This is a genomic window from Polyangium mundeleinium (assembly GCF_028369105.1).
GTDB lineage: Bacteria > Myxococcota_A > Polyangia > Polyangiales > Polyangiaceae > Polyangium > Polyangium mundeleinium.
In genome coordinates this window covers 11,272,279-11,293,646 of record NZ_JAQNDO010000001.1, presented here as the reverse complement: position 1 = coordinate 11,293,646, position 21,368 = coordinate 11,272,279, and the positions used below count along the sequence as shown (strand labels likewise).

General features: G+C 70.3%; 17 protein-coding genes. 10 read left to right on the top strand and 7 right to left on the bottom strand.

What is annotated here, in order from left to right:
- Positions 1 to 57 precede the first annotated feature (57 nt).
- Both lepB and POL67_RS44505 read left to right on the top strand, forming a co-directional pair.
- Positions 58 to 1,521, top strand: coding sequence for a signal peptidase I (lepB, locus tag POL67_RS44510; protein ID WP_271927426.1), 1,464 nt, complete (start codon positions 58 to 60; stop codon positions 1,519 to 1,521).
- An 82-nt stretch (positions 1,522 to 1,603) separates the two neighbouring features.
- A complete protein-coding gene (locus tag POL67_RS44505; protein ID WP_271927424.1) occupies positions 1,604 to 2,803 on the top strand; it encodes a zinc-binding dehydrogenase in 1,200 nt (399 codons plus the stop codon).
- A gap of 56 nt (positions 2,804 to 2,859) precedes the next feature.
- Here the strand turns inward: POL67_RS44505 and kbl are convergent, their stop codons facing one another.
- Entirely contained in the window at positions 2,860 to 4,068 is a 1,209-nt protein-coding gene (gene kbl / locus POL67_RS44500) for a glycine C-acetyltransferase (protein WP_271927423.1), read from the bottom strand.
- A gap of 261 nt (positions 4,069 to 4,329) precedes the next feature.
- On the opposite strand from kbl, the gene POL67_RS44495 reads away from it, so the two are divergent.
- Together POL67_RS44495 and POL67_RS44490 are read left to right on the top strand one after the other, a co-directional pair.
- Positions 4,330 to 5,406 (top strand): SMP-30/gluconolactonase/LRE family protein, encoded by a 1,077-nt coding sequence (locus POL67_RS44495; protein WP_271927422.1) that lies wholly within the window; start codon positions 4,330 to 4,332, stop codon positions 5,404 to 5,406.
- Positions 5,407 to 5,440: 34 nt separating this feature from the next.
- Positions 5,441 to 6,847: a DUF4331 domain-containing protein gene (locus tag POL67_RS44490; protein WP_271927420.1), complete on the top strand. Its 1,407-nt coding sequence runs from the start codon at positions 5,441 to 5,443 to the stop codon at positions 6,845 to 6,847.
- Between the two features lie 64 nt (positions 6,848 to 6,911).
- Here POL67_RS44490 and POL67_RS44485 read toward each other — a convergent pair whose 3' ends face one another.
- On the bottom strand, positions 6,912 to 7,715 hold the full coding sequence (locus POL67_RS44485) for a hypothetical protein (RefSeq protein ID WP_271927419.1): 804 nt from the start codon (positions 7,713 to 7,715) through the stop codon (positions 6,912 to 6,914).
- Between the two features lie 81 nt (positions 7,716 to 7,796).
- Between POL67_RS44485 and POL67_RS44480 the strand changes: the two genes are divergently transcribed.
- A complete protein-coding gene (locus tag POL67_RS44480; RefSeq protein WP_271927418.1) occupies positions 7,797 to 8,390 on the top strand; it encodes a hypothetical protein in 594 nt (197 codons plus the stop codon).
- Positions 8,391 to 8,407: 17 nt separating this feature from the next.
- Here the strand turns inward: POL67_RS44480 and POL67_RS44475 are convergent, their stop codons facing one another.
- Positions 8,408 to 9,370 (bottom strand): hypothetical protein, encoded by a 963-nt coding sequence (locus POL67_RS44475; RefSeq protein ID WP_271927417.1) that lies wholly within the window; start codon positions 9,368 to 9,370, stop codon positions 8,408 to 8,410.
- Between the two features lie 105 nt (positions 9,371 to 9,475).
- On the opposite strand from POL67_RS44475, the gene POL67_RS44470 reads away from it, so the two are divergent.
- Complete coding sequence (locus tag POL67_RS44470) at positions 9,476 to 10,849, top strand: tetratricopeptide repeat protein (protein WP_271927416.1); 1,374 nt, start codon at positions 9,476 to 9,478, stop codon at positions 10,847 to 10,849.
- A gap of 3 nt (positions 10,850 to 10,852) precedes the next feature.
- Positions 10,853 to 11,974 carry a HupE/UreJ family protein gene (locus POL67_RS53975; RefSeq protein WP_271927415.1) on the top strand — a complete coding sequence of 374 codons (1,122 nt, stop codon included), beginning with the start codon at positions 10,853 to 10,855 and terminating at the stop codon, positions 11,972 to 11,974.
- A gap of 3 nt (positions 11,975 to 11,977) precedes the next feature.
- Here POL67_RS53975 and POL67_RS44460 read toward each other — a convergent pair whose 3' ends face one another.
- The 3 genes from POL67_RS44460 to POL67_RS44450 form a co-directional block, all read right to left on the bottom strand.
- The gene (locus tag POL67_RS44460; protein WP_271927413.1) at positions 11,978 to 12,262 is read right to left on the bottom strand and encodes a hypothetical protein; all 285 of its coding nucleotides are present in this window, start codon (positions 12,260 to 12,262) and stop codon (positions 11,978 to 11,980) included.
- 23 nt (positions 12,263 to 12,285) lie between these two features.
- A complete protein-coding gene (locus tag POL67_RS44455; RefSeq protein ID WP_271927412.1) occupies positions 12,286 to 12,687 on the bottom strand; it encodes a hypothetical protein in 402 nt (133 codons plus the stop codon).
- A gap of 408 nt (positions 12,688 to 13,095) precedes the next feature.
- On the bottom strand, positions 13,096 to 14,136 hold the full coding sequence (locus POL67_RS44450) for a polysaccharide deacetylase family protein (protein WP_271927411.1): 1,041 nt from the start codon (positions 14,134 to 14,136) through the stop codon (positions 13,096 to 13,098).
- Between the two features lie 159 nt (positions 14,137 to 14,295).
- Here POL67_RS44450 and POL67_RS44445 point away from each other — a divergent pair, with 159 nt between their 5' ends.
- Entirely contained in the window at positions 14,296 to 16,938 is a 2,643-nt protein-coding gene (locus POL67_RS44445) for a serine/threonine protein kinase (RefSeq protein WP_308789580.1), read from the top strand.
- Here the strand turns inward: POL67_RS44445 and POL67_RS44440 are convergent.
- Complete coding sequence (locus POL67_RS44440; RefSeq protein WP_271927407.1) at positions 16,935 to 17,606, bottom strand: ComF family protein; 672 nt, start codon at positions 17,604 to 17,606, stop codon at positions 16,935 to 16,937. The genes POL67_RS44445 and POL67_RS44440 overlap by 4 nt on opposite strands.
- 147 nt (positions 17,607 to 17,753) lie before the next feature.
- Here POL67_RS44440 and POL67_RS44435 point away from each other — a divergent pair, with 147 nt between their 5' ends.
- Together POL67_RS44435 and POL67_RS44430 are read left to right on the top strand one after the other, a co-directional pair.
- On the top strand, positions 17,754 to 20,579 hold the full coding sequence (locus POL67_RS44435; RefSeq protein ID WP_271927406.1) for a GYF domain-containing protein: 2,826 nt from the start codon (positions 17,754 to 17,756) through the stop codon (positions 20,577 to 20,579).
- Between the two features lie 2 nt (positions 20,580 to 20,581).
- A complete protein-coding gene (locus POL67_RS44430; RefSeq protein ID WP_271927405.1) occupies positions 20,582 to 21,367 on the top strand; it encodes a hypothetical protein in 786 nt (261 codons plus the stop codon).
- The last annotated feature ends 1 nt before the right edge of the window (position 21,368 follow it).

Sequence of the window (21,368 nt, the reverse complement as noted above, 5' to 3'; positions counted from 1 at the left end):
TCGCGGCGCCCCTCGCCCTTGCCCTGCCCCAGGGCGGCGTATAGAAAGGCTAACCCCTTGGCAACCACGCCGGATGAACGGTCTCCCGAGAGCTCGCCCGCCCTCGCCAAAGAAGGCGGCGCGACGGAGGGATCCGACCCGTCCCCCTCACACCGGCCGAACACGGGCAGCGCCGGACCGACCTGGCTCCGCGGAGTTTTCTACGCGATCTGGATCGTCACGCTCCCGTTTGTCCTGGCCATTCTCGCCGTCTGGCTCCTGACCCCGGCGCCCGGTGACGTCTCGGCCGGAGGCCTGCGCGTCTTCGTCGCGGAGCAGCAGATTCCAGCGGGCATCGTGCTCTTCACGATCTTCGCGATGCTCGCGTGGCACTACCGCTACGAGCTCCCGCTCTCGGGCGCGATCGGCGTCGGACGCAAGGACATCCCGCCGCAAGCGCGGGCGCGGTTCGAGGAGGCGCAGGCGCTCGTCGACGAGGCGCGGCGTATCCTCAAGCAGAACGCGCGCGAGGTGACCAAGGGGCTCCGGAGCGCCGAGCGCGAGCGCCTCGACGAGGCCATCAGCGGCCTCGAAAAGGTGATGCTCGCCGAGAAGTTCGACCTCGCGGAGTTCGACACGGCGCACGCGCGGGCCGACCGCGCGGTCGGCGAGCACCTGTCGCGCTGGCGCAAGGGCGAGATGCGCGAGTACGCCGAGTCGATCGGCGTGGCGGTGGCGGTCGCGCTCATCTTGCGGGCGTTCGTGATCGAGGCCTTCAAGATCCCGAGCGGCTCGATGATCCCGAGCCTGATGATCGGCGATCACATCTTCGTGAACAAATTGACCTACGGCCCGCTGATCCCGTGGACGGAGAAGCGGCTCTTCTCGAGCCTGCCGCCCACGCGCGGGGACGTGATGGTCTTCAAGTTCCCGGAGAACAAGGAGCAAGACTTCATCAAGCGGGTGATCGCGGCCCCCGGCGACACGCTGGAGGCGATCAACGGCCGCCCGATCATCAACGGCTGGCTCGTGCCGCACTGCTACGTGGGGCGGTACGGGCACGACGGCTGGCTCTACGTGGAGTTCTTGGAGGACAAGTCGTACTTCACGTTGTTCGCGCACGACGACATGCACCCGAACGGTCCGGACGAGCCCGTGTGCAAGGGGCAAGAGGACTGCGGGATCGGGCAGTCGTGCAAGGCGGGAATCTGCGGCCATCACCAGGGCCCGTTCAAGGTCAACGCGAACGAGGTGTGGGTGATGGGCGACAACCGCTACAACAGCCACGACTCGCGGAGCTGGCGCGGCGGGATGGGCGCGGGCGTGCCCTTCGAGAACATCAAGGGCCGCGCGATGTTCGTATGGATGAGCTTCGCGCCGGGCGGCGGTATCGCGCAGGACAGGCTCTTCGTGAACGTGATGGGCCGTCCGAAGCTCCCTGGCGGGCTCGACGTTTCGCTGCAATCGGGCCTCGACAAGTGCATGCGCGAGCGCCCGCCCGTCTCGCAAACGACGCCGCCGCCTGGTCGCAAGCTGCGTTGACTCTGCGTTAACCCAACGCGTCAAGCAGACTTGGCTCGCCTTGGGACTTGCGCAGCGTCGCGCCGCGACGACACTGGCCGACGTGTCTTTCGAGGAGGCGCACAACGTGAGCGACGCGATGCAGGCCCTGACGTACGACCGCGAGACCGATCCGTGGGAAAACTCCACGGGCCTGCGCAAGACCGAGGTCGAGAGGCCGCGCATCGATGAGACGAGCGACTACCACGACCGGTCGCAGGTGCTCATCAAGCCCATCATGACCGGCTTCTGCGGCTCGGACCGCGGCATCTGGTTCCGCTCGGCCTTCAAGGACATGATCTTCAAGTCGCTCGAGCGCGACAAGAAGTCGTCGCGCGTGATCGGGCACGAGCTGCTCGGCCGCGTGGTGGAGATCGGCACGGACGCGAGGCGGCAATACGGGCTCGAAGTGGGCGACGTGGTGACGACGGAGAGCCACATCCCCTGCGGCGTTTGCTACCAGTGCCGCATCGGCGACACGCACGTCTGCGCCGACGACAAGATCATCGGCATCAGCGAGGACGGCTGCTTCGCCGAGCTCGTGAAGCTGCCGGCGAAGAACCTGTGGCGGACGGACATCACGAAGATCCGGCCGGAGGTCGCGGCGATCCAGGAGCCGTTCGGCAACGCGGTGCACGCGTGCACGAAGGTCAACCTGCGCGGCAAGCGCGTGGCCATCGTCGGATGCGGGACGATCGGCCTCTTCGCGGTGGCGGTCGCGCGGGCGATGGGCGCGAACTACATCATCGGCGTCGAGCCGATGGAGAGCCACGCGGAGATGGCGCGGCGGCTCGGCGCGGACGTGGTGCTCCGGCCGCAGTTGCAGAACGGTTCGAAGGACAAGCCGCACAAGAGCGATCCGGAGCTGACGGAGCGCATCCGCAAGCTGACGGACGGCGTCGGTGTGGACGTGGCCCTCGAAATGAGCGGCGTGAACTCCAGCGTGAACAACGCGATCCACGCGGTTCGTCGCGGCGGCGACGTGATCCTGTTCGGCTTGAAGAGCGGCGACGCGGTGATCGAGAACTTCGATCGGCTGATCGTCGACGGCATCAGCCTGCACAGCGTGATTGGCCGCCGGATCTTCGAGACCTGGCACATCACGCGGCATCTCTTGGAGTCGCGTGATCCGAACATCCACGACCTCATCTGGGAGGTCATCCTCAAGCGCGGCGAGGGGACGATGTTCGACTTCCGCGACTACGACGCGGGGGACTTCCAGAAGGCGATCACGACCTATCCGAAGGTCGTCATCCGCTACTGACGCGGCCCTTTACCCCCTCTCCCCAGCGGGGAGAGGGGGCAGGGGGTGAGGGGCGATCAGCCCACGACCCCGAGCTTCTTGCCCACGCGGGCAAACGCCTCGATCGCCTGCTCCACGTGCTCGGGCGTGTGCGCGGCGCTGAGCTGCACGCGGATGCGGGCCTCGCCCTTCGGCACCACCGGGTACGAGAAGCCGATCACGTAAATCCCTTCCTCCAGCATCGCGGCGGCCATGTCCGTGGCGAGGCGCGCGTCACCCAGCATGATCGGCGCGATCGGGTGGATGCCCGGCTTGATGGTGAAGCCCGCCTCCGTCATGCCCTCGCGGAAGCGGCGCGCGTTCGACATCAGCCGCTCGCGCAGCCCGGGCTCTCGTTCGAGCAGCGCGAAGACCGCGATCGAGGCGCCCGCGATCGGCGGCGCGACGGTGTTCGAGAACAGGTACGGGCGCGAGCGCTGGCGGAGCAGATCGATGATCTCGCGCCGGCCCGTGGTGAAGCCGCCGCTCGCGCCGCCGAGGGCCTTGCCGAGCGTGGAGGTCATCACGTCGATGCGGTGCAGGACGCCACACTCCTCGGGCGTGCCGCGGCCCGTCGGCCCGATGAAGCCCGTCGCGTGCGAGTCGTCGACCATCACCATCGCGCGGTACTTGTCCGCGAGATCGCAGATCACGTCGAGCTTCGCGAGGTAGCCGTCCATCGAGAAGACGCCGTCGGTCGCGATCATGCGGATGCGTTTGTCCTGCGTCTTGCGCAGCGCCTCCTCGAGCGCGGCCATGTCGCTGTTCGCGTAGCGGTGGCGCTCGGCCTTGCAGAGGCGGATGCCGTCGATGATCGAGGCGTGGTTCAGCGCGTCCGAGATGATCGCGTCTTCCTCGCCGAGCAGCGTCTCGAAGAGGCCGCCGTTCGCGTCGAAGCACGACGAGTAGAGGATCGTGTCATCGGTGCCGAAGAAGCGGCTGATGGTGCCTTCGAGCTGCTTGTGCAGGTCCTGCGTGCCGCAGATGAAGCGGACGCTGGAGAGGCCGAAGCCGTGCGTGTCGATGGCGTGCTTGGCCGCCTCGATTACCGCGGGGTGCGAGGAGAGGCCGAGGTAGTTGTTGGCGCAGAAGTTCAGGACCTCGCGCGGCGCGGCGCCCGAGGGGCCGCCGCTCGTGCGGATGCTCGCGCCCTGCGGCGTGGTGATGACGCGCTCGTCCTTGTAGAGGCCGGCCGAGCGTATCTCGCTGAGGGTTTGGGCGTAGATGGACTTCGCGACGTCGAACATGGCGCGCGCAGTCTAGATCGAGGGTCGTTCGTGGTCGATGCCCGCGACCTCGGTCACGAGATCGCGCCATTTCACGAATAACACGCAGAACCCGCGCAACCGCGGCCACTCCTCGGGCGTAGCCCGCGAACCCCGATAAAGGGGGATTGCGGGTCGATCCACGCACCTTCCACGCAGCAGCGCGTGACACTCACTTAATCGATCGTGGCACGTGCTGCGAGCGCGGGGGCTGGGTGGGGAGGTCCATTTGAAGGAGGAAGCATGAGGGAAACGAGGCATCACCGCCTCCTGCGCCCCATCGCCGTGACCGGCTTGCTTTTCGTCGCCATCGCCGCGCAGGGTTGTAGCGACGAACCGCCGCCTGGAAACACGACGACATCGTCGAGCTCGTCCGGAAGCGGCGGGACGGGGGGCATGGGAGGCACCGGTGGCATGGGTGGCACCGGCGGCAGCGGCGGGTCGGGCGATTTCGCCGTCTCCACCGCTTCGAATCACGCGTCGTTCCAGCGCCCGTTCGACGCGACCCCGGATCCGGCGGGCAACGACGTGTATTTCACGGGGCTCGACGCGAACGGCGAGCCGGCGCTTTTCAAGGCGAAGGGCGACAACTCCGCGCCTCCGACGGCGCTCCACACGGGCGCCCCGCTCGTGGCGCCGCTCAACCTCGCGACGAGCACCGACGGCAGCAAGCTTTTCCTCGCCGACGTCGGCGCCGAGGATCCCGTCGGGGATCGCGGCCGCATCTTCACGATTGCCAATGACGGCGGCGCGCTGACCGGGCTCACGGCGGCAGACGCTTATCGGCCGCGTGGCATCGAGATTCGCGACGAGGGCGGCAAGGACGTGATCTATTTCGCCGGCACCGATCCGCAGGGCGTGCCCGGCATTTTCAAGCTCGCCGCGGATGGAAGCGGCAGCGTGTCCACCGTCATCAAGGGCAATCCGTTCCAGGATCCCAGCGGCGTGGCCATTTCCGTCGAAGGCACGGTGTACGCCTGCGATACCGTGCAGGGCGACGGGCTCGGCAGCATCTTCGCCGTCGCTCCGAATGGCACGGCGACGGCCATCCTTTCGGGGGTTCGCGTGGGGTATCCCTGCGGCGTCGCGCTCATGAACGGCGACAAGACCCTGCTCGTCTCCGCGCTCGACACGGAAAAGCAGACCGACGTCGTGATCTCCGTGGATCTCGCGACGAACGCGCCGACATACCTGTCGAAGGACATCGACACGTTCACCGAGTCCGCGGGTCTGCATCGCGCAAAAAAGGGCGGCAATACGTTCGCTTTCGTCGATAGCACGGCCAAGGGCGGGACCGTGTTTCGCGTGACGTTCCCGTGAGCGCCCGAGGGCGAAACAAGGAGTTTTCCTCATCATGATGAAGCGAATGACGTGGACGAGCGCTGCCCTCGCGGCACTCACGATTCTCGGGACGGCGGGCACGGCGATGGCTTCGAGCCACGCCGAGGCGCCGGGCATCGGCGAGGACCCTCGCGCCGACAACACCGATCTGTATGCCTGGGTCGAGGGCGGGAACCTCGTGATCCTGGCGAACTACATCCCCCTCGAAGAGCCCGCGGCCGGCCCGAACTTCCACAAGTTCTCGGACGACGTGCTCTACGAGATCCACATCGCGCGTGGCCCGAACAGCCTCAATGACGCGCTGACCTACCAGATCCGCTTCAAGTCGACGGCGTACCCCTATGTCGATCCGGCGAACCTGGCGGCCCCCGTCGGCGGCGGCAAGGAGTTCTTCTCCCAGCTCTCCGGCGCGACGCAGACGTATTCGGTGACGAAGCTCGTCGACGGGAAAAACCCGACGGTCGTCGTGAACGACGCGCCGGTCGCCCCGCCGAACGTCGGTCCGCGGACGAACGAGCTCGCCTATCAGATTCCGCCGGGCAAGACGTACGAGCAGTACTTCGTGGACGAGAGCGGGACGTCCGTCGTGCGGAACCTCAATGGCGGCGAGGGCCGCGTTTTCGCGGGCCCGCGCGACGACGGCTTCGGCGTGGACCTCGGCGCGATCTTCGATCTCGCCGGCCTCGAGACCGTGCTCGGCGGCACGCCCTACGACAACGTGTCGGGCTACAACGTGCACACGATCGCCCTGGAAATCCCGCTCTCGGTGGCGAACGGCGGCACGGCCGTCGTCCCCGGCACGGCGAACGACAACCAGACGATCGGCGTATGGGCCTCGGCGAGCCGCCGCAAGACCCGCATTCTGCGCAAGAAGGAATCGGCGGACGGCTTTGGCCCGTGGGTCCAGGTCTCGCGCCTCGGCCTGCCGCTCATCAACGAGGCGGTGATCGGCATTCAGGACAAGGACAAGTACAACCGGACGCACCCGAAGGACGACGTGGCGAACTTCGGCGCGTACATCCTGAACCCGGTCATCGTGCGCGACGCCGAGTTCGCGGGCTTTTACAATGCCGGCGGCCCGCTCGCGGCCTGCCCGGGAGGGCCGGCGGCCCTCAAGACCAACCGCACGGATGTCATCGACGTCATCAGCCTGAACGGCATGTTCGGGCACAACATCACGGCGATCGGCGACGTGCTGCGCGTCGATCTCGGCCTTCCCTCGGCGTTCCCGAACGGCCGCAAGGTCAACAAGGGGACGAACAAGGAAGAGGACGTGACCGACGTCGAGCTGAGCCTGCTGCTCTGCAAGCTCGCGGCGAACGTGCCCGACGGCGTGGACACGAACGACGCGACGTTCAAGAGCGCGTTCCCGTACCTCGCGCCGCCCTGGGAGGGGTCGACGCGCGGAAAGGGCGAGTGATCGCCGCTCCTCGATCGTGACGGTTTGCCATGGAAAGCCCTGCCTCGGCGGGGCTTTCCGCTTTTCAGGGGGGCGGCGAGAGGCGTGTCCCCGGGGGCAACCCCCGCATCGTGGGGTCGTCGACGTATTTCTGCACGTACGCGCGCTTCGACGCGAGGACGTCTTTCAGCGCGGGCGAGGCGCTCGCCGCGATCTCGTCGAGCGCGCGCGCCAAGAATTCGGCCGCGCGGGGCACGGTGAGGGTTTGCCCGCGGAGGATTTCGATCTTTTCGGCATCCGTGGGCGCCGCGCGGATTGCCTCGATCACGATCAGCTCGGGCAATACGTCCAGCGCGAGGCGCTGCACGACCTGCAGGCGACGCATGCCCTCGCCGCCGTCGAAGGCCGCGCGCACGGCATTCTCGGTGTCGTCGTACGAGACGATGATCCAAGGCTCGCCGACCTTGGGCGGTGGCGAGATACGAAGGCCCTCGTTCGCAAGATCAAAGCCCGAGACGTGCCGGGCAGACAAACACGGGCCGAGCCGAGCGGGGGGGTCGAGCGGCGGGAGGTCGCCGAGCGCCGCGACGTACGCGACGAACGCGGGGGATGTGGCGCGGGCGAGCGCCGCGTCGACGTGCGCTTGGGAGAGGCGCGCAGGCAGGCCGCCGCTCGGTCCGACGGCCGTGCGGAGGGTGATCCGACGGCTGCCGCTGCCGAAGAAGGCGAGCGCGACGAGGAGCAGGGTCGCGGTGATGCCGACGGGGATCCTGCGGCTCCCGAGGCGCGCCGCGATGTGCGGGCGGGCGAGGGCGACGACGAGCGCCACGAGCCCGAGCACGGCGACGTAAAAACCCAGGAAATGGCCGCCCGACATGCTCCCGCTCATCGGAGGGCCTCAGCGTCCGCGGAAGGCGAACATTTCGCCTGCGGGACGATCGGGATACGATGGTTCTTGGTGGAGGTGCGCATGGCCAGTCGCTGGGTGACAGGGTGCTTCGTGATCACGTGCCTCGGCGCCTTCGGGGTCGGGTGCGCCGATCCGGGGCGAGAGGACCGGGCGCTCGCCGAGATCGACGCCGTGCGACGGGAGTCCGCCGCGCGGGACGCGCAGATGCGCGTGCTGGAGGAGCGGCAAGCCGCATTCACGCAGCAGATGGCCATGGTGGTGGCCATGGCGCAAGCGAGCTATGGCCGCGACGCGCGCAGGGACCGGGACGACGAGCGCGACGGGCGGATCGCCGAGATGTCCGCCCGGCTGGCGCGCGTCGAGGGCATGGTGTCGCGGATTCACGCGAACGAGGTGCCGGCCGAGGCCGACGTCGCGACGGCGCGCCGCACGGCGGAGCAAGGCTCGGTCGAGGAGCGAGCGGCCGCGGTGCGCAAGGTGCAAGCGCTGCTTGATTCGGGTCAGGTGAAGGTCACGGTGCGCGGGGGCAAGGTGCAGCTCTCGCTCTTGCGCCCACTCGACGGGAAGGATCCGTACACGGGCCAGGCCGCGCCGCCGCCGAAGCCCGCGACGCCGCCGCCGCAGATGGAAGCGGACGTGCTGCAGTGGCGCTGAGCTAGCTCGCCCATTCGTCACAACATGCGGCACTTCATCCCGCACGTGCCGCCTTTGCCTGCGTCGCCGCGCAGGCAGCCGCCGCGGCACTCGACGTCGCGCTCGCACGCCGCGCCCTCCTCCTTCGGCCCGACGCATGTTCCTTTCTCGCAGCGGAGCCCGGCCGCGCAGGTGAGCTTGCAGGTTTGTCCCTCGCCAGGGAGCGCGCCCGCGCGGCATTTGCCCTCGTCGCAGATCTTGCCCGCGCCGCACGCGACATCGAGCTTGCACGCAGAGCCCTCGGCCACGATCTCCCGGCAGCGGCGTTGCGCGCAGTAGCCGCCGCACTCGGGGTGGCGCGCCTCGAACGAATCCTGCCGCGTGAGCGCCGCGAGCGTGTCGACCGAGACGCCGCACGGAAAGCTCGTCGGGAGTGGCTTGCGACACGTGCCCGTGTCCGTCGGTCCCACGCCGAGGCAGCGGAGCCCGTCGCTGCATTCGAGTGACGATCGGCACGGTTTGTCCTCGGCGAGCACGCCACGCACGAGGCCGTCACACGCCGCGGGCAGCGGCGCGCCCGTCGGCCCGACCCATGCGCATCCATCGTGCGCCTTCTCCATCGCGCTGACGCACGCATCGACGCCGGCCGCGTCCACGGTGACAGCCTTCTCCCGCAGCGCGTAGCTCAACGTGCGCGTGCATTCGGCGGCGAGCGAGAAGCCGGGCGCGTGTCCGCAGCAGGTCGCCCTGCGTTTCGTGGGCACGCCGTGCAGCGCGTCGCAGAGCTTCTCGGCGAGGGGATCGGGCGGATCGTTGGTCTTCGGATACACCGGCCGCACCTCGTCGTCGGGCGCCGACGTGTTCCCTGCGGGCGCGCTCGCGCTCGGCGCCGCGGAGGCGGGCGCGCTCGCCGAAGGCGCAGCCCCGGACCCTGCGTCTTTTCCGCACGTGCAGCCGCCGAACACGCCGAAAACGAAGAGCAGAAGGAAAGCGGGCCTCATGCGTAGTCATCGCATCGCAGACACGGTCCCCGCACAGCAAGGCCTTTTTTTGATACGTTTTCGCGGGGCCGGAGAGGCCCGTCGCGCGTAGCGCGTGAAGCCATCGTGCCCCCGAGCGAGCGTATCTCCCGAACCCCGAGCCGGTGGGCCCTCGCCGCCCTGCTCGTCCTCGTGATCCCGGCCTGCAACAAGGCCGCGCAGGAAACACCACCCGCGCCGATCGCGTCGGCGGCCGCTGCTCCGTCGGCGTCCGTGTCGCCGCCCGCGCAGGACGAAGCCACGCGGACGACACGCGCGCTCGCCCTGCAAAAACCGAACGGATCGAGCACGGTCGACAAGGAGATCGAGATCCTCGTGCGGCGCATCGAGAAGACGCCCGAGCCGATCGATCCGTGGATCCTGCTCGGGCGCGCGTGGGTCCGGAAGGCGCGGTACGAGGGGGATCCGGGCTACTACTTGAACGCGGGGGCCGTCGCGGATCTCGTGCTCGGCCGCGAGCCGAAGAACCGGCCGGCGCGGAACCTGCGCGCGGCGGTGCTGCTGGAGAGCCACGCGTTCGTCGAGGCGAAGGACCTCGCCGATCAGATCCTCGCCGAGGATGCGGACGATCTGCTCGCGCTCGGCACGAAGGCCGACGCGGCGCTCGAGCTCGGCGCGTTCGACGAGGCGCTTTCGAGCGCGCAGCAGCTCATGGATCTCAAGCCGAGCCTGCCGGCGTACGGGCGCGCAGGCCTCTTGCGCTGGCTGCAAGGAGATCCCGCGGCCGCGAAGAAGAACTACCGCGCGGCGATGGACGCGAGCGACCCGCGTGATCCCGAGCCGTTCGCGTGGGTGCTCGTGGAGGCGGCAAAAGTCTTCTGGCACGAGGGCGACGTCGACGGCGCCGACAAGGGCTTCGATCGCGCGCTCAGCGCCGTCGCGGACTATCCGCCTGCGCTCGTGGGCAAGGCGCGCGTGGCGCTCGCGAAGGGCGATGCGAAGCGCGCCGCCGAGCTCGCCGCGCGCGCGCTCGCGAAGAGCCCGCTCTGCGAGACGGCGTGGCTGCTCGGCGATGCGCGGAGGGCCGCGGGCGACGAGAAGGGCGCGGAGGAGGCGTACCAACGCGTCGCGGCGATCGGCCGCGCGACGGACAAGCGCACGCTCGCGGCGTTCCTCGCGGCGAAGAACAAGGATCCCGACGAGGCGCTCGCGCTCATTCGCGAGGAGATGAAGGCGCGCAAAGGCATCCACACGACCGACGTCCTCGCGTGGGCGCTCTATCGAAAGGGCGATTTCGCCGCCGCGCGCAAGGAGAGCGACGCGGCCCGCGCGCACGGCACGCGCGAGCCCGTGCTGCTGTTTCACGCGGGCGCGATCCGCATCGCGCAGGGTGAGAAAAAAGAGGGCGAGAAGCTCGTCCGCGAGGCGCTCGCCATGAACCCGCACTTCGAGCCGAACGCCGTGGCCGAGGCGAACAAGCTCCTCGGCGAGGGAGGCTAGCGCGTGCGGCCTCGCGCCCTGTTCGCCGCGCTGCTCACGCTCTTCGGCGTGCTCCTCGTGCTCCTGCCGCGGGTCGCCTCGGCCCATCAGGTGGGGTTGTCCCGGGGCGAATACAAGGTCGATGGCGCGACGATCACCGCGGAGTTCGTCTTCGCACGGCGCGAGGTGCTCTCGCTCGTCCGGAGCATGGACGAGGACGGCGACGGCGCGATTTCACCGACGGAGATCCAGCACGCCCGCGAGGCGCTCGGCCGCGCGGTGGTCGATCGCGTCTCCGTGCGCGCCGGCGAGGGGGCTTGTCCGGGGATGCTCGACGACGCGTTCCTCGTGGAAGAGGACGGGTTTTCCCTGCGCGCCGTCTACCGCTGCCCCGCGTCTCCCCGGGCCGTGCGCGTGCGCCTCGACGTGCTCGACGAGCTCCCCTACGGCCACCGCCACATCGCGCGCGCGGACGCGGGCGCCGGGCCCACAGAGCACGTGCTCTTCGGCGCGAACCGCGAGCTCGGGATCGCGGGCTTGCCCGGCGGTGGCGGCGAGGCCCCGGCGGCGCCGAAGGCCGAGGCGAAAAACGAAGGCTTCTTCGGCTTTTTTCGGATGGGCATCGAGCACATCCTGTTCGGCTACGACCACCTCGTCTTCCTCTTCGGCCTCGTGCTCGTCGGCGGTCGCCTGCGCGCGCTCCTCCTCGTCGTCACGGCGTTCACGGTGGCGCATTCGATCACGCTCGGGCTCGCCGTGCTCGGGATCTGGGCGCCGAGCGGGCGGATCGTCGAGCCGATCATCGCGCTCTCCGTCGCGTACGTCGGTGTCGAGAACCAGCTCGTGAAGGACGCCGAGAAGCGCTGGCGCATCACATTCCCGTTTGGCCTCGTGCACGGTTTCGGGTTCGCGGGCGCGCTCGGCGAAATCACGCTCCCCAGGCCGCAGATCCCGAGCGCGCTCCTCGCGTTCAACCTGGGCGTCGAGGCCGGGCAGCTCGCGGTGCTCGCCCTCGTGCTCCCGCTGCTCGTCGTGGCGCAGAAGCGCAAATGGCTGGAGAAGCGAGGCGTGAAGATCCTGAGCCTCGGCATTGCCGCGCTCGGGCTCGTGTGGTTCGTCCTGCGAATCGTGGACGCGGAGGGCTGAACGTCAGCGCTTTTGATCGTCCGTGATCGGCGCGGGGATCGAGATGCGGGGCGGGGGCGGCACGAAGGGGCGGGGCACGCGGATCGAGGCGGCGACCTGCGCGACCTCGGGGAACATCTTGCCGAGCCCCTCGACGAACGCCGCGCGGCTCGCGTCGTCGGGCGAACGCGCCGAGGCCCCGGCCGTCGCGAGCGCGGCCGAGAGCTCGTAATACCAGGCCGAAAGAGATGCGTGCGCCTCCAGGAGATCCCGGAGCGTCTCCTCCGACACGATGACGTTTTTACCCATACCCGCGCAGCATAACCCAGGCCTCAACCAGGCAGCCAGAGCAGGCCTTCCATGATGGGTTCGAGGCAACTCACGACCTGCGAGCCGACATCGCCACACGAGAGGTTTTTCAGGCAAACCTCGAATGCCATGCGGCCGCGCCGGTTCATCGCGCCCACGGCGCGTTCGAGGTGCGGCGCGAGGCCGTTGCCGAGCTCGCCCCGGCATTCGTCGTACGTGGCCTCGCCGCACCGGGCCATCCGCCCGCAGATCGCGGTGACGTACGGCGTGATCTCCTCGACCTTCACCACCACCGCGTCGAGCGCGGACGAGCCGCAGCGGCTCACCTCGGCCGCGTAGGCGCTCGTGAAGGGATCTCCGTCGAACTTGTCGAGCGCGGCGCGCGAGCAGCTCGCCGTCCGTCGCAGCATCTCCGGCGACGCCATCGTCTTCGCCTCGAAGCACTCGTCCCGGCTCGGCCAGCGCTCGTTATCGCCCGTTGCGCGTGGTAGAGCGCTTCGAGGTACTCGCACCAGGTGCGCTGCGCGGCGCGCTCGTCCGCCGCCTCCACGATGGCCGGGTCTTCCGTGTTTCCCGCGACCTTCACGATGTTCGGATTGGCCGAGCGGGCCCGGTTTCCCTTCGGCGCCGCGCCACAACCGGCCGCCGCGAAAGCGGCGGAGGCCGTGGCGAGCGAAAGCAATGCAGCCCCGAGGGAGCGACGACGGAGTGTGCGTGACACGAGCCACCTGACCTTCCCGGGCGGAAGCCCGCGAGCGAGAGGGGCAAACACCGGGCCTCGGCGATGGGCAGATCGGAGCCGCTGGCGCGAGGATGTCCGGAGTGAAAGGCGCCTAGGGCCTCGCGATCAGCAGCGCTTTGAACATCGCGCCTTCGAGCTCAGGGCCCATCGCGATGCGAGGGATGTTGAGCAAGTCCGCTTGGTCGCGCATACAGACGCCCGTCGCATTCGTGAAGCCGAGGTCGAAGCCTGCGTCGCGAGCGACCCGCACGAAGGGCCCCTGGACCTGGTGCCCGACGGGATAGGCCACGGTGCGCACGTCCTGCTCGAGCACGTCGGAGAGCACGCGGCGGGATCGATGGAGATCGGAGAGCGCCTCTTCGGGCGTCATCGTGGCCATCACGCGGTGCTCGTGGGAATGCGAGGCGACGCTCATCCCCGCGTCCGCGAGCGCCCGGACATCGCGGAAGCCCATGATGGTACGCGCCGCGATCGAGCGCTCCTCCGCGGGGTCGAGCGTGACGTCTGCGGCGCGCGAGAGCTCGTCGAAGAAGCGCGCGAGATCGAGCCCCGGCGTGCGCTTGACGAGGCTGAGCAGGAGGCGCTTGGCGCCGAGGGGATCGTGCCCGAGGTCGAGCATGATCGGGTACGGATATGCGAGCGCGAGCGTGCGCTTCTGGCAGCGCCCGAGGAGCAGCGCGATGCGATCCCACCAGAAGATCCGCCCCGCGTCGGGGTAGGCCGTGGGCACGAAGAACGTCGCGGTCGCGCCGGCTGTTTTCAGGATGGGCAGGGCGACGTCGTGGCAATCGCGATAGCCGTCGTCGAACGCCAGCATCACCGCGTTCGAGGGCAGCGGCCCGCCCTGGAGGAAGCGCCGCACGTCGGGCAACGACACGAGCGCGCCGTGTTGCTTCACCACCTTGATCTGCTCGGAGAGCCCACGCGCGTCGGTCTCGCGCACGTCGGGGTCGAGCTCTCCCACCTCCGCGGCGTCGGCGATCCGGTGGTACGTGAGCACCATGAGGGATCGCGTCGTGAGCTTCGCCCGCAGCGAGAGCATCCGATCCAGGATCCCCAGGGAGTCGAACGCGCGCGCGAGCCGCGCACGCTTGGAAGGCTTCGCCGTCGGGCGCACCGGTTTGAGGCGCATGGTGGTGATGTAGTTGAGCACACTTTCGACGATGTGCTCGTGCCTACGAACGCCTTCGTTTCGGCCGATTTTTCCACCTGTGACGTTCGGAGACGGGGCTGGCGGACAGGATCCGCCGACAGCGTGCCTGCGATTTGGGGAAGACGACTCGGCTCCGGTATGATCGCGCCAATGTTCCCGAGTGAGCCCGTTCCCGAGCGTATCGGGGCGTACAAAGTGCTCCGAAGGTTGTCCGGAGCGGGCTCGGCGGACGTGTACGTCGGACGCATGGAAGGGCCGATGGGCTTCTCGCGGCTCTGCACGCTGAAGCTCGTCCGGAACACGATCGAGGGAGACGCGCACTTCGCCGAGGAGCTCGTGCGCGAGGCGGCGATCTGCGCCGTGCTGAACCACCCGTCGATCCAGCGGATGTTCGACTTCTTCGAGCACGACAAGCACCTCGTCCTGGTGCTCGAGCACGTGGAGGGCGTGACGCTCGATCGGCTGCAGGACCTGCTCGGGCGGCAGAAGTCGAGGTTCGACGACAGGACGATCGCGTTCCTCGGCCGCGCGCTCAGCGGCGCGCTCGCGCACGCGCACGCCGCGAAGGATGAGGAGGGGACGCCGACGCCCGTGATCCACCGGACGATGCACCCCGAGAACGTGCTGATCGGCTGGGACGGGCACGTGCGGCTGACGGGGTTCGGGCTGGGGAAGATCCTCGGACGAAGCCCGGACACGGTGGCCTTCGTGATCAAGGGCGCGCCCGGGTTCATGGCGCCGGAGCAAGCGCGCGGCGAGCGGGTGACGCCGAAGGCGGACGTGTACGGGCTCGCGGTCCTGCTCTGGTCGCTCTACGCGGGCGCGAAGCCGCCCGAGGTGGGCACGCGGCCCATGCCGCTCGCGGTGCTGCGGTCGGATCTGCCGAAGGAGCTGACGAGCGCGATCGACGGGGCGCTGGAGCCGTCCCCGGACAAACGGAAGGTGTCGTGCCAGGATCTCGAGCGCGTCCTGAACAAGGCGCAGGGGATCGAGCTCGGGCAGAAGGACCTCGAAGAGAAGGTCGCGCCGCTCAAGGGGCCGCGAACGAAGGCGACGGAGGTCGACGGCGGTCCACGCAAGCGCGTGCCGCTCGAATCGGTGCGGCCCGCGAAGCCGCCGCCGTCGAGCAAGCAGAGGCTCTCGGTGCCGCCGCCTTCGCGGCCGCCGGGTTCGATTCCGCCGGTGCGATTGTCCGAGCGGCCCGCCGACCCAGGAGATGCGGCGCCGGCCTCGGTGTACCCGCTGCTCCGGGCCCTGGCCGAGCGCGTGCCGGGTCCGCCGAGGCTGCCGCTCGCGGTGGTCGAGGCCGATGCCGACGTGCAGCCGGAGGCGCCGACGGTGCGGCCAGCGCAGGCGCAGGCGCAGGCGCGGGGGCCGTCGAAGCCGTCGATCGCGGCGCCGCTCGGGGCCGTGGTGCCGGAAGGCGAGTGGAAGGAGTCGGTGCCGGACGAGGAGCTCTTCGACCAGCTCTTCGACGACGCGACGTCGCGCTCGGGCATCAGCCTGACGGCGATGGGCATCGGCGCCGAGGAGCGGGAGAAGGCCGCGCTGGCGATCACCGAACCTGATCAGGTCACGGCGCGAAAAGACAGGGGGACGCCTCCTCCACCCCAGGGCACGCCCGGAGCGGGCAAGGTGATGCCTCCTCCGGCCAAGCTCATGACCGGACCGGAGAAGGTCGTCCCGTCGACCCCGAAGATCGGGAGCGGCGTGGACAAGGTCATCCCCGGTCCTTCCAGGATCACGTCCGGCGCGGGGAAGTTCACGCCCATTCCTCCCCCGCTCACGCCCGGCGCTGGGAAGGTCACGCCCGTCCCTCCCCCGCTCAAGCCCGGAGCGGGGAAAGGTGACGCCTCACCTGTCGATTTTGGGCTGGGGGCGCCCAAGGACGTGCCCCCGCCTTTCGATTTCAGGTCCGGGGCGCCCAAGGATGTGCCCCCGACCTTGCCGGAGGTGCTCGATCCCGCGGCCGCATCGAAGGTGGGGAACAAGCGATTGGAGCTCGCGGACACGGTGATGGCGCTGAAGACGGCGCCGTCTCCCGGGGCGCCGCCCGCGGCGTTGCCCGCGTTCGCGCCGCCGCCGATGCCGCCGGCCGCCACGAAGCCGCCCGCGCTGGCCCCGCCGCCGATGCCGCCGATCGCCGCGCCGCCGGTGCCGCCTCGCTTCGGCACGCCCACGGCGACGCCCGCGCTGGCCGCCGTGTCCGCGCCCGTCGTGCCTGCCGCGCCTGCGGCCGTTTCCGCCGCCGGCTCCACGGCCGATCCCGTCGTCACGGCCGCACAACCGGTGAGCCGCAAGAAGCGACCGCCGCCCATCGCGCTGGCGATCGCCGGGGGCGCGGTCGCGTTGATCACCGCGGGGGCCGTCGTGCTGCTGACCAGCGGCTCGGATCCGAACGCGAATCCCAACGCCGGCGCGTCGGCCTCGTCCTCGGCCAAGCCTTCGCTCGCGTCGCCCGAGACCGGTCCGACCGAAACCGCCGTGGCGTCGCCGTCGACCGCGCCCGCCGCGCCTCCCGCGGGATACGGCCTCCTCACGGTGGCCTTCCCGTCGGAAGGAAACGTGTACGTCAGCGGCAAGAAGCTCGGCCACACGAACGAGGCGTTCCAGGCGCCGTGCGGGAGCAAGTTCGTGCGCGTGTCGAGCTCGGCCGAGGGGAAATATCCGGAGTGGCTCTCGGCCGGGGAGACGGTGGTCGTGCCGTGTCAGGAGTCGCTGCGGATCGACGTCGTCCCGGGTCGGCCGGCGCCGCAGGTGCCGCGGAAGAAGAAGCGCTAGCCGTCCCCGGCGCGGGCGACACACAACGTGATCACGTCCCGCGCGCCCGCCTCGACGAGCGCATCACGACAAGCCGAGAGCGTGGCGCCGGTCGTGGCCACGTCGTCGACGAGCAGCACGCGGAGGCCCTGCACGGCGCGTGGGGAGCGCGTCACGAAGGCCCGCGCGACGTTTGCGTGTCGCTCGGCGCGGCGGAGCGTCGCCTGCTGCGTGGTGTCGCGAAGCCGCACGAGCGCGCGTGCTGCGAGAGGGACGTCGAGCTCGTCGGCGGCTGCATGCGCGAGCAGCGCGGCCTGGTTGTAGCCGCGCTCCGCGAGTCTTCGTGGGTGAAGCGGAACGGGCACGACGAGGTCCACCCCGGGCGCCTCCTCGCGCATGAGCCCGCGCAGGAGATGGCCAAGCGGACGTCCGAGATCGGGGCGCTCCCCGTACTTGAACCGCCGCAGCGCAGCCGCGACGGCGCCGCCGAAGGCCGCAAAAGCGAGCGGCTCGCCGGGCTCGTTCGCGGCGCGGAGCACGGTCGCGGCGCAGGGGGAGCAAAAGACGCGGTCGCGGCGCACGGGCGCATCGCAGGCCGCGCAGGCCGGGGGGCTGAGCGTGTCGAGGAGGGCGCGGGCGAGGGCGCGCGCGGCGACGGACGCGAGGAGGAACGGACGTACGTGGGGCATGCCTGAACATCGAAGGCACCGCCCCGCAGTTGCGTCGCGGCGAACGAAATTCTGCGCAACGTCGCAGGGGTCGCTGTACGATTCGCGCGACGTGCTCGCCCGACACGAACCCGATCCGCGCACGACCTGCACGTTGCCGAGGCACGCGTGACCAGCCGCGACGAGTGGCGCTGGACCGACGAGCAGGGCGTACAGCGGCTCGTGCGAACCGAGGAGCTGCGGGAAGCCATCGCGACCCGCGTGCTCCCGCCGTCCGTCCTCGTCTGGCGCGAGGGCATGGCCGAGTGGGTCCCCGCCTTCACGGTGCCCGAATTCGCCGACGCCACGCCCACCACGCAGGAGCCGGCTGCGCCGAGGCACGAGCCCTCCACCATCTCGCCGTTTCGTTTCGGCGCCACGCTGCCCGAGAAGCGCGGCCAGATGGGCACGCTGCTCGGGCTCACGGGCCCCGGCGCGCCGCAACAAGGCGTCGAAGGCGCGCCGATCGTGGTGCCTTCGGGCGGAGGCACCGACGCCGCGCCCCCGGGCGCCGCGCCGATCACGCTGCGGCCCGAGTACGGCGGCGCCGCGTTCGAAGCCGCGCTTCCCCGAAGCCCGAACGCGTCGCCGGAGCCGCCGGCCGCCGTTCGTCCGCCGCCGCCCGTCGGGCCTCCCGTGCCGGGCCCCGTCGCCGATGCGGCTGCGAGGCGTCCTCCGACGAGCACGAGCGCGGTCGACGAGCTCTGGGGCAACGTCAACGACGACGAGACGACCAACGTCGGCGATCTCGCCCCGCCCGCCGCGAAGCCGCCGAAAGAGACGACGGCCGCGGCGCTGCCGAAGCCCGCGATGGTCGCACCTCGCGCGGCCGAGAGCCCCGCCAAGCCGCCGCACGTGGTGCCCAAATCGAGCCCGCCGCCGGCCGGCGCCGCGCCCGTCAAGCCCGCCGAGGGCCCGCGCGGCAAGGCCGGCGCCAGCGCGGAGAATACGTCGGTCGGTCTTGCGCCGAAACCCCTCGGCCCCAAGACGTCCGAGTACTCGACGGTGGGACCGAGCCCGATGCGCGCGCCGTCGAAGGTGTTCACGAAGCCCACGGAGCCGGCCGCGCGTCCTGCGGCATCGCCGACGCTCCCGCGGCCCGTCGCGGACAAGTCCGCGGACAAGCCCTCGGCCATCCTGCGCCCCTCGGCCCTGCTCAAGCCCGCGCCCGTGCCCGTGCCCCGCGCGGGCGCCACGCCGGGCACGTCGCCCGCGAAGGCCTCGCCGAGCGCGCCGCCGCCCGCGCCGATCGAGCCTCCCGCCGCGCAACCGCCGGCCACGCCAGCCGATCCGCCTGCGGCCGCCGCGCCTCCGCCGCTCGCCGCGACCGAGCCGCCGCCCGCCATGCCGCCGTCCGAGGTCACGTCGCTGGCCGAGCTCGCGCCCGTGACGGCGCCTTCGCGCATCGACGAGCTGCCCCCGGCGCCGCCTCCGCGCGAGCCGAGCACGACCGCGATCCTGCCGCCCGATCTCAACAGCAGCGGTGGCGGATACACCGGCCCGTCGATGGCGGGTGCGGTGAAGTTTGCGCACGAGGTCACGCGGACGATCCGGATCGACGCGCTGCTCGCCGATCCCTCGACGTCGCCGCTGCCCGAAAAGGAAGCGGCCGCGCGGGGTTCGTCCGGGGAGACGACGACGTTGCCCTCGGCGCTGGAAGAGGGCCCCTTCCGCGGGGCGCCGCCGCCGCCCGCGGTGGAGATCGCCGCCGTCGGTCCGAACACGTCGTACACGGATTTGCCGCGCGGTCGCGCCGCGCTCGACGCGACGTCGGACGGCATGCGCGCCGTGTCGCCCGAGCAAGCGGCGAGCTCGCTGCCGTTGAAGGTGATCGCCACGAGCTGCGGCTTGCTCGTGATGATGGTGATCTCGGCGTTTTTCGTGGGGCGTTGCTCGGTCAAGCCGACGGTGGCCGGCGGCGGCGCGCGTTCGGTCCTGGCGAACACGGTCCGCGAGATCCGCGACGCCCTGCCGCAGCCGCCGAAGCCTTGCTGGGTGGCGAAGCAGCCCGTGCGCTGGGCGCCCGTCGTCTCGAACAAGGTCCCCTTCGAGCTCTTGCCGCTCGCCTCGGGCAACGTCTCGATCGGTTACGCGAAGAGCTCGGACGAGGCCGTCGGCATCGAGGTGACGCCGTCGAGCGGCCAGGTGAACGAAGGCTTCGTCGAGAAGGTGAGCGGCGAGATCGATCGCGTCGCGCCGACCGGGACCGACAAGGGGTACTTCGTCGCGGCGAAGGAGGCGCCGGGCGCGCTCAAGTCGATCGTGCAGGTGCCCGCGTCCACGGCGTTTTTCCTGGGTGTCGCCGAAGGCAGCCTCGCGACGGCCGATGGTGTCGACGCCGCGCCGCAAGCGCTCTGGCCGATCGCGGGGACGGATCCGCTCGACGCGGCGCGCGTGGTGGTCGCGGACGACAAGGGCTACGCGCTCTCGTTCCGGCGCGACGGCGCCGTCATGGGCGGCTTCATCGGCCCGGATCGCAAGCCGATCGGCGAGCTCGTGAAGGTCGTGGGATCCGGCGGGCAGGTGGGCAAGCCGATGAGCGGATGGAACGGCCGCGAGGTCGCGATCCTGTTCGCCGATCGTCAGGACGATCAGAGCCCGTGGAAGATCCGGCTCGGCCACGCGCCTGTTGGCTCGATCCCGGCGACGACCGAGGTGATCGAGCTGCCGGCCGGAGGTCCCGGCGGCGACGCGTTCGCGCCCGGGATCGCGGGCCTGCCGGATGGTCGATGGGTGCTCATCTGGACCGAAGGATCGGCGGGCGCGCGCGCCGTTCGTGCGCAGACGCTCGGCCCGGATTTCGTGCCCGTGGGGGATCCGATCGCGCTCTCGCCGCCCGCGGGTAACTTCGGTCAGGGCATGGCCGCGGTGGCGGGCGCGTACGTGACCGCGGTGTTCCTCCAGAGGGGCAAGTCGAGCTACGAGCTTTGGGGAGGCGTGCTCCAGTGCGGATGAGAGTGTCGTCGAGGCGAGCGTTCGCGTGGGCCTTCGTCGTGGCGGCGAGCTTGTCCTCGCTGCCCGCATGCGGGCCCTCGCTGTCGCAGATCGAGCAGGGCAAGGCCATCACCACGAAGGAGCCCTCGCTCGACGATTTCTTCAAGTCCGTCGTCGCGCTGCGCGGCGAGGTCGATCGCGCCGAGAGTGATCGGAAGGCCGCGCGCGCCGATCTCGTGAAGGCGCTCGGGCTCGCGGAGACGGCCGAAGCCGGGGCCGCGCTGGAGGCGGCCGCGAAGAAGGCGAAGACGCTCGACGAGGCAGGCACGTCGCTGCACCTCGAGCTCACGCCCGACGCGAAGCTCCTCGTGCTCGCGCAGAAGCGAGGCAAGACGAGCGAGGATCCCGAGGCGCTCGCGAAGGCCGTGGAGCAATCCGTGAAGGCGTCGCTCGATGTGGCGCGGCGCATGGGCGAGCTCGAACAACGCGCGCGGTTCCTCGACACGAAACGGACGGAGCTGTCCGCGACGCCCGCGGCGAAGTCGGGCGACGCCCCGCGCGAGCTCGAAGGCGCGCGGATCGTGCTCGCCGAGCTGCGCGGGCGCGCGACGACGGAGGCGGGGCTCGCGTCGTCCTTCGTCGTGGGCCTGGCGATGGCGCTGGAGACCGGCGCGGCCGACACGGCGCTCGCGAAGTTCACCGGCAAGGCGGCGCGCCCGCGGCCCGGCGGCGGGGGTGGCGGCGGCGGCGCGCCCGCGGGAGGATCGCCGGCGCCGAAGCCCAAGCCGAGCGACGATTTCGAGCCCTGAC

Coding starts and splice junctions, on each gene's coding strand:
- POL67_RS44450 (WP_271927411.1), bottom strand. CDS start 14,136: ATGCGCCTCAAACCGGTGCGCCCGACGGCGAAGCCTTCCAAGCGTGCG.
- POL67_RS44445 (WP_308789580.1), top strand. CDS start 14,296: ATGATCGCGCCAATGTTCCCGAGTGAGCCCGTTCCCGAGCGTATCGGG.
- POL67_RS44460 (WP_271927413.1), bottom strand. CDS start 12,262: ATGGGTAAAAACGTCATCGTGTCGGAGGAGACGCTCCGGGATCTCCTG.
- POL67_RS44440 (WP_271927407.1), bottom strand. CDS start 17,606: ATGCCCCACGTACGTCCGTTCCTCCTCGCGTCCGTCGCCGCGCGCGCC.
- POL67_RS44490 (WP_271927420.1), top strand. CDS start 5,441: ATGATGAAGCGAATGACGTGGACGAGCGCTGCCCTCGCGGCACTCACG.
- POL67_RS44475 (WP_271927417.1), bottom strand. CDS start 9,370: ATGAGGCCCGCTTTCCTTCTGCTCTTCGTTTTCGGCGTGTTCGGCGGC.
- POL67_RS44480 (WP_271927418.1), top strand. CDS start 7,797: ATGGCCAGTCGCTGGGTGACAGGGTGCTTCGTGATCACGTGCCTCGGC.
- kbl (WP_271927423.1), bottom strand. CDS start 4,068: ATGTTCGACGTCGCGAAGTCCATCTACGCCCAAACCCTCAGCGAGATA.
- POL67_RS44495 (WP_271927422.1), top strand. CDS start 4,330: ATGAGGGAAACGAGGCATCACCGCCTCCTGCGCCCCATCGCCGTGACC.
- POL67_RS44485 (WP_271927419.1), bottom strand. CDS start 7,715: ATGAGCGGGAGCATGTCGGGCGGCCATTTCCTGGGTTTTTACGTCGCC.
- POL67_RS44455 (WP_271927412.1), bottom strand. CDS start 12,687: ATGGCGTCGCCGGAGATGCTGCGACGGACGGCGAGCTGCTCGCGCGCC.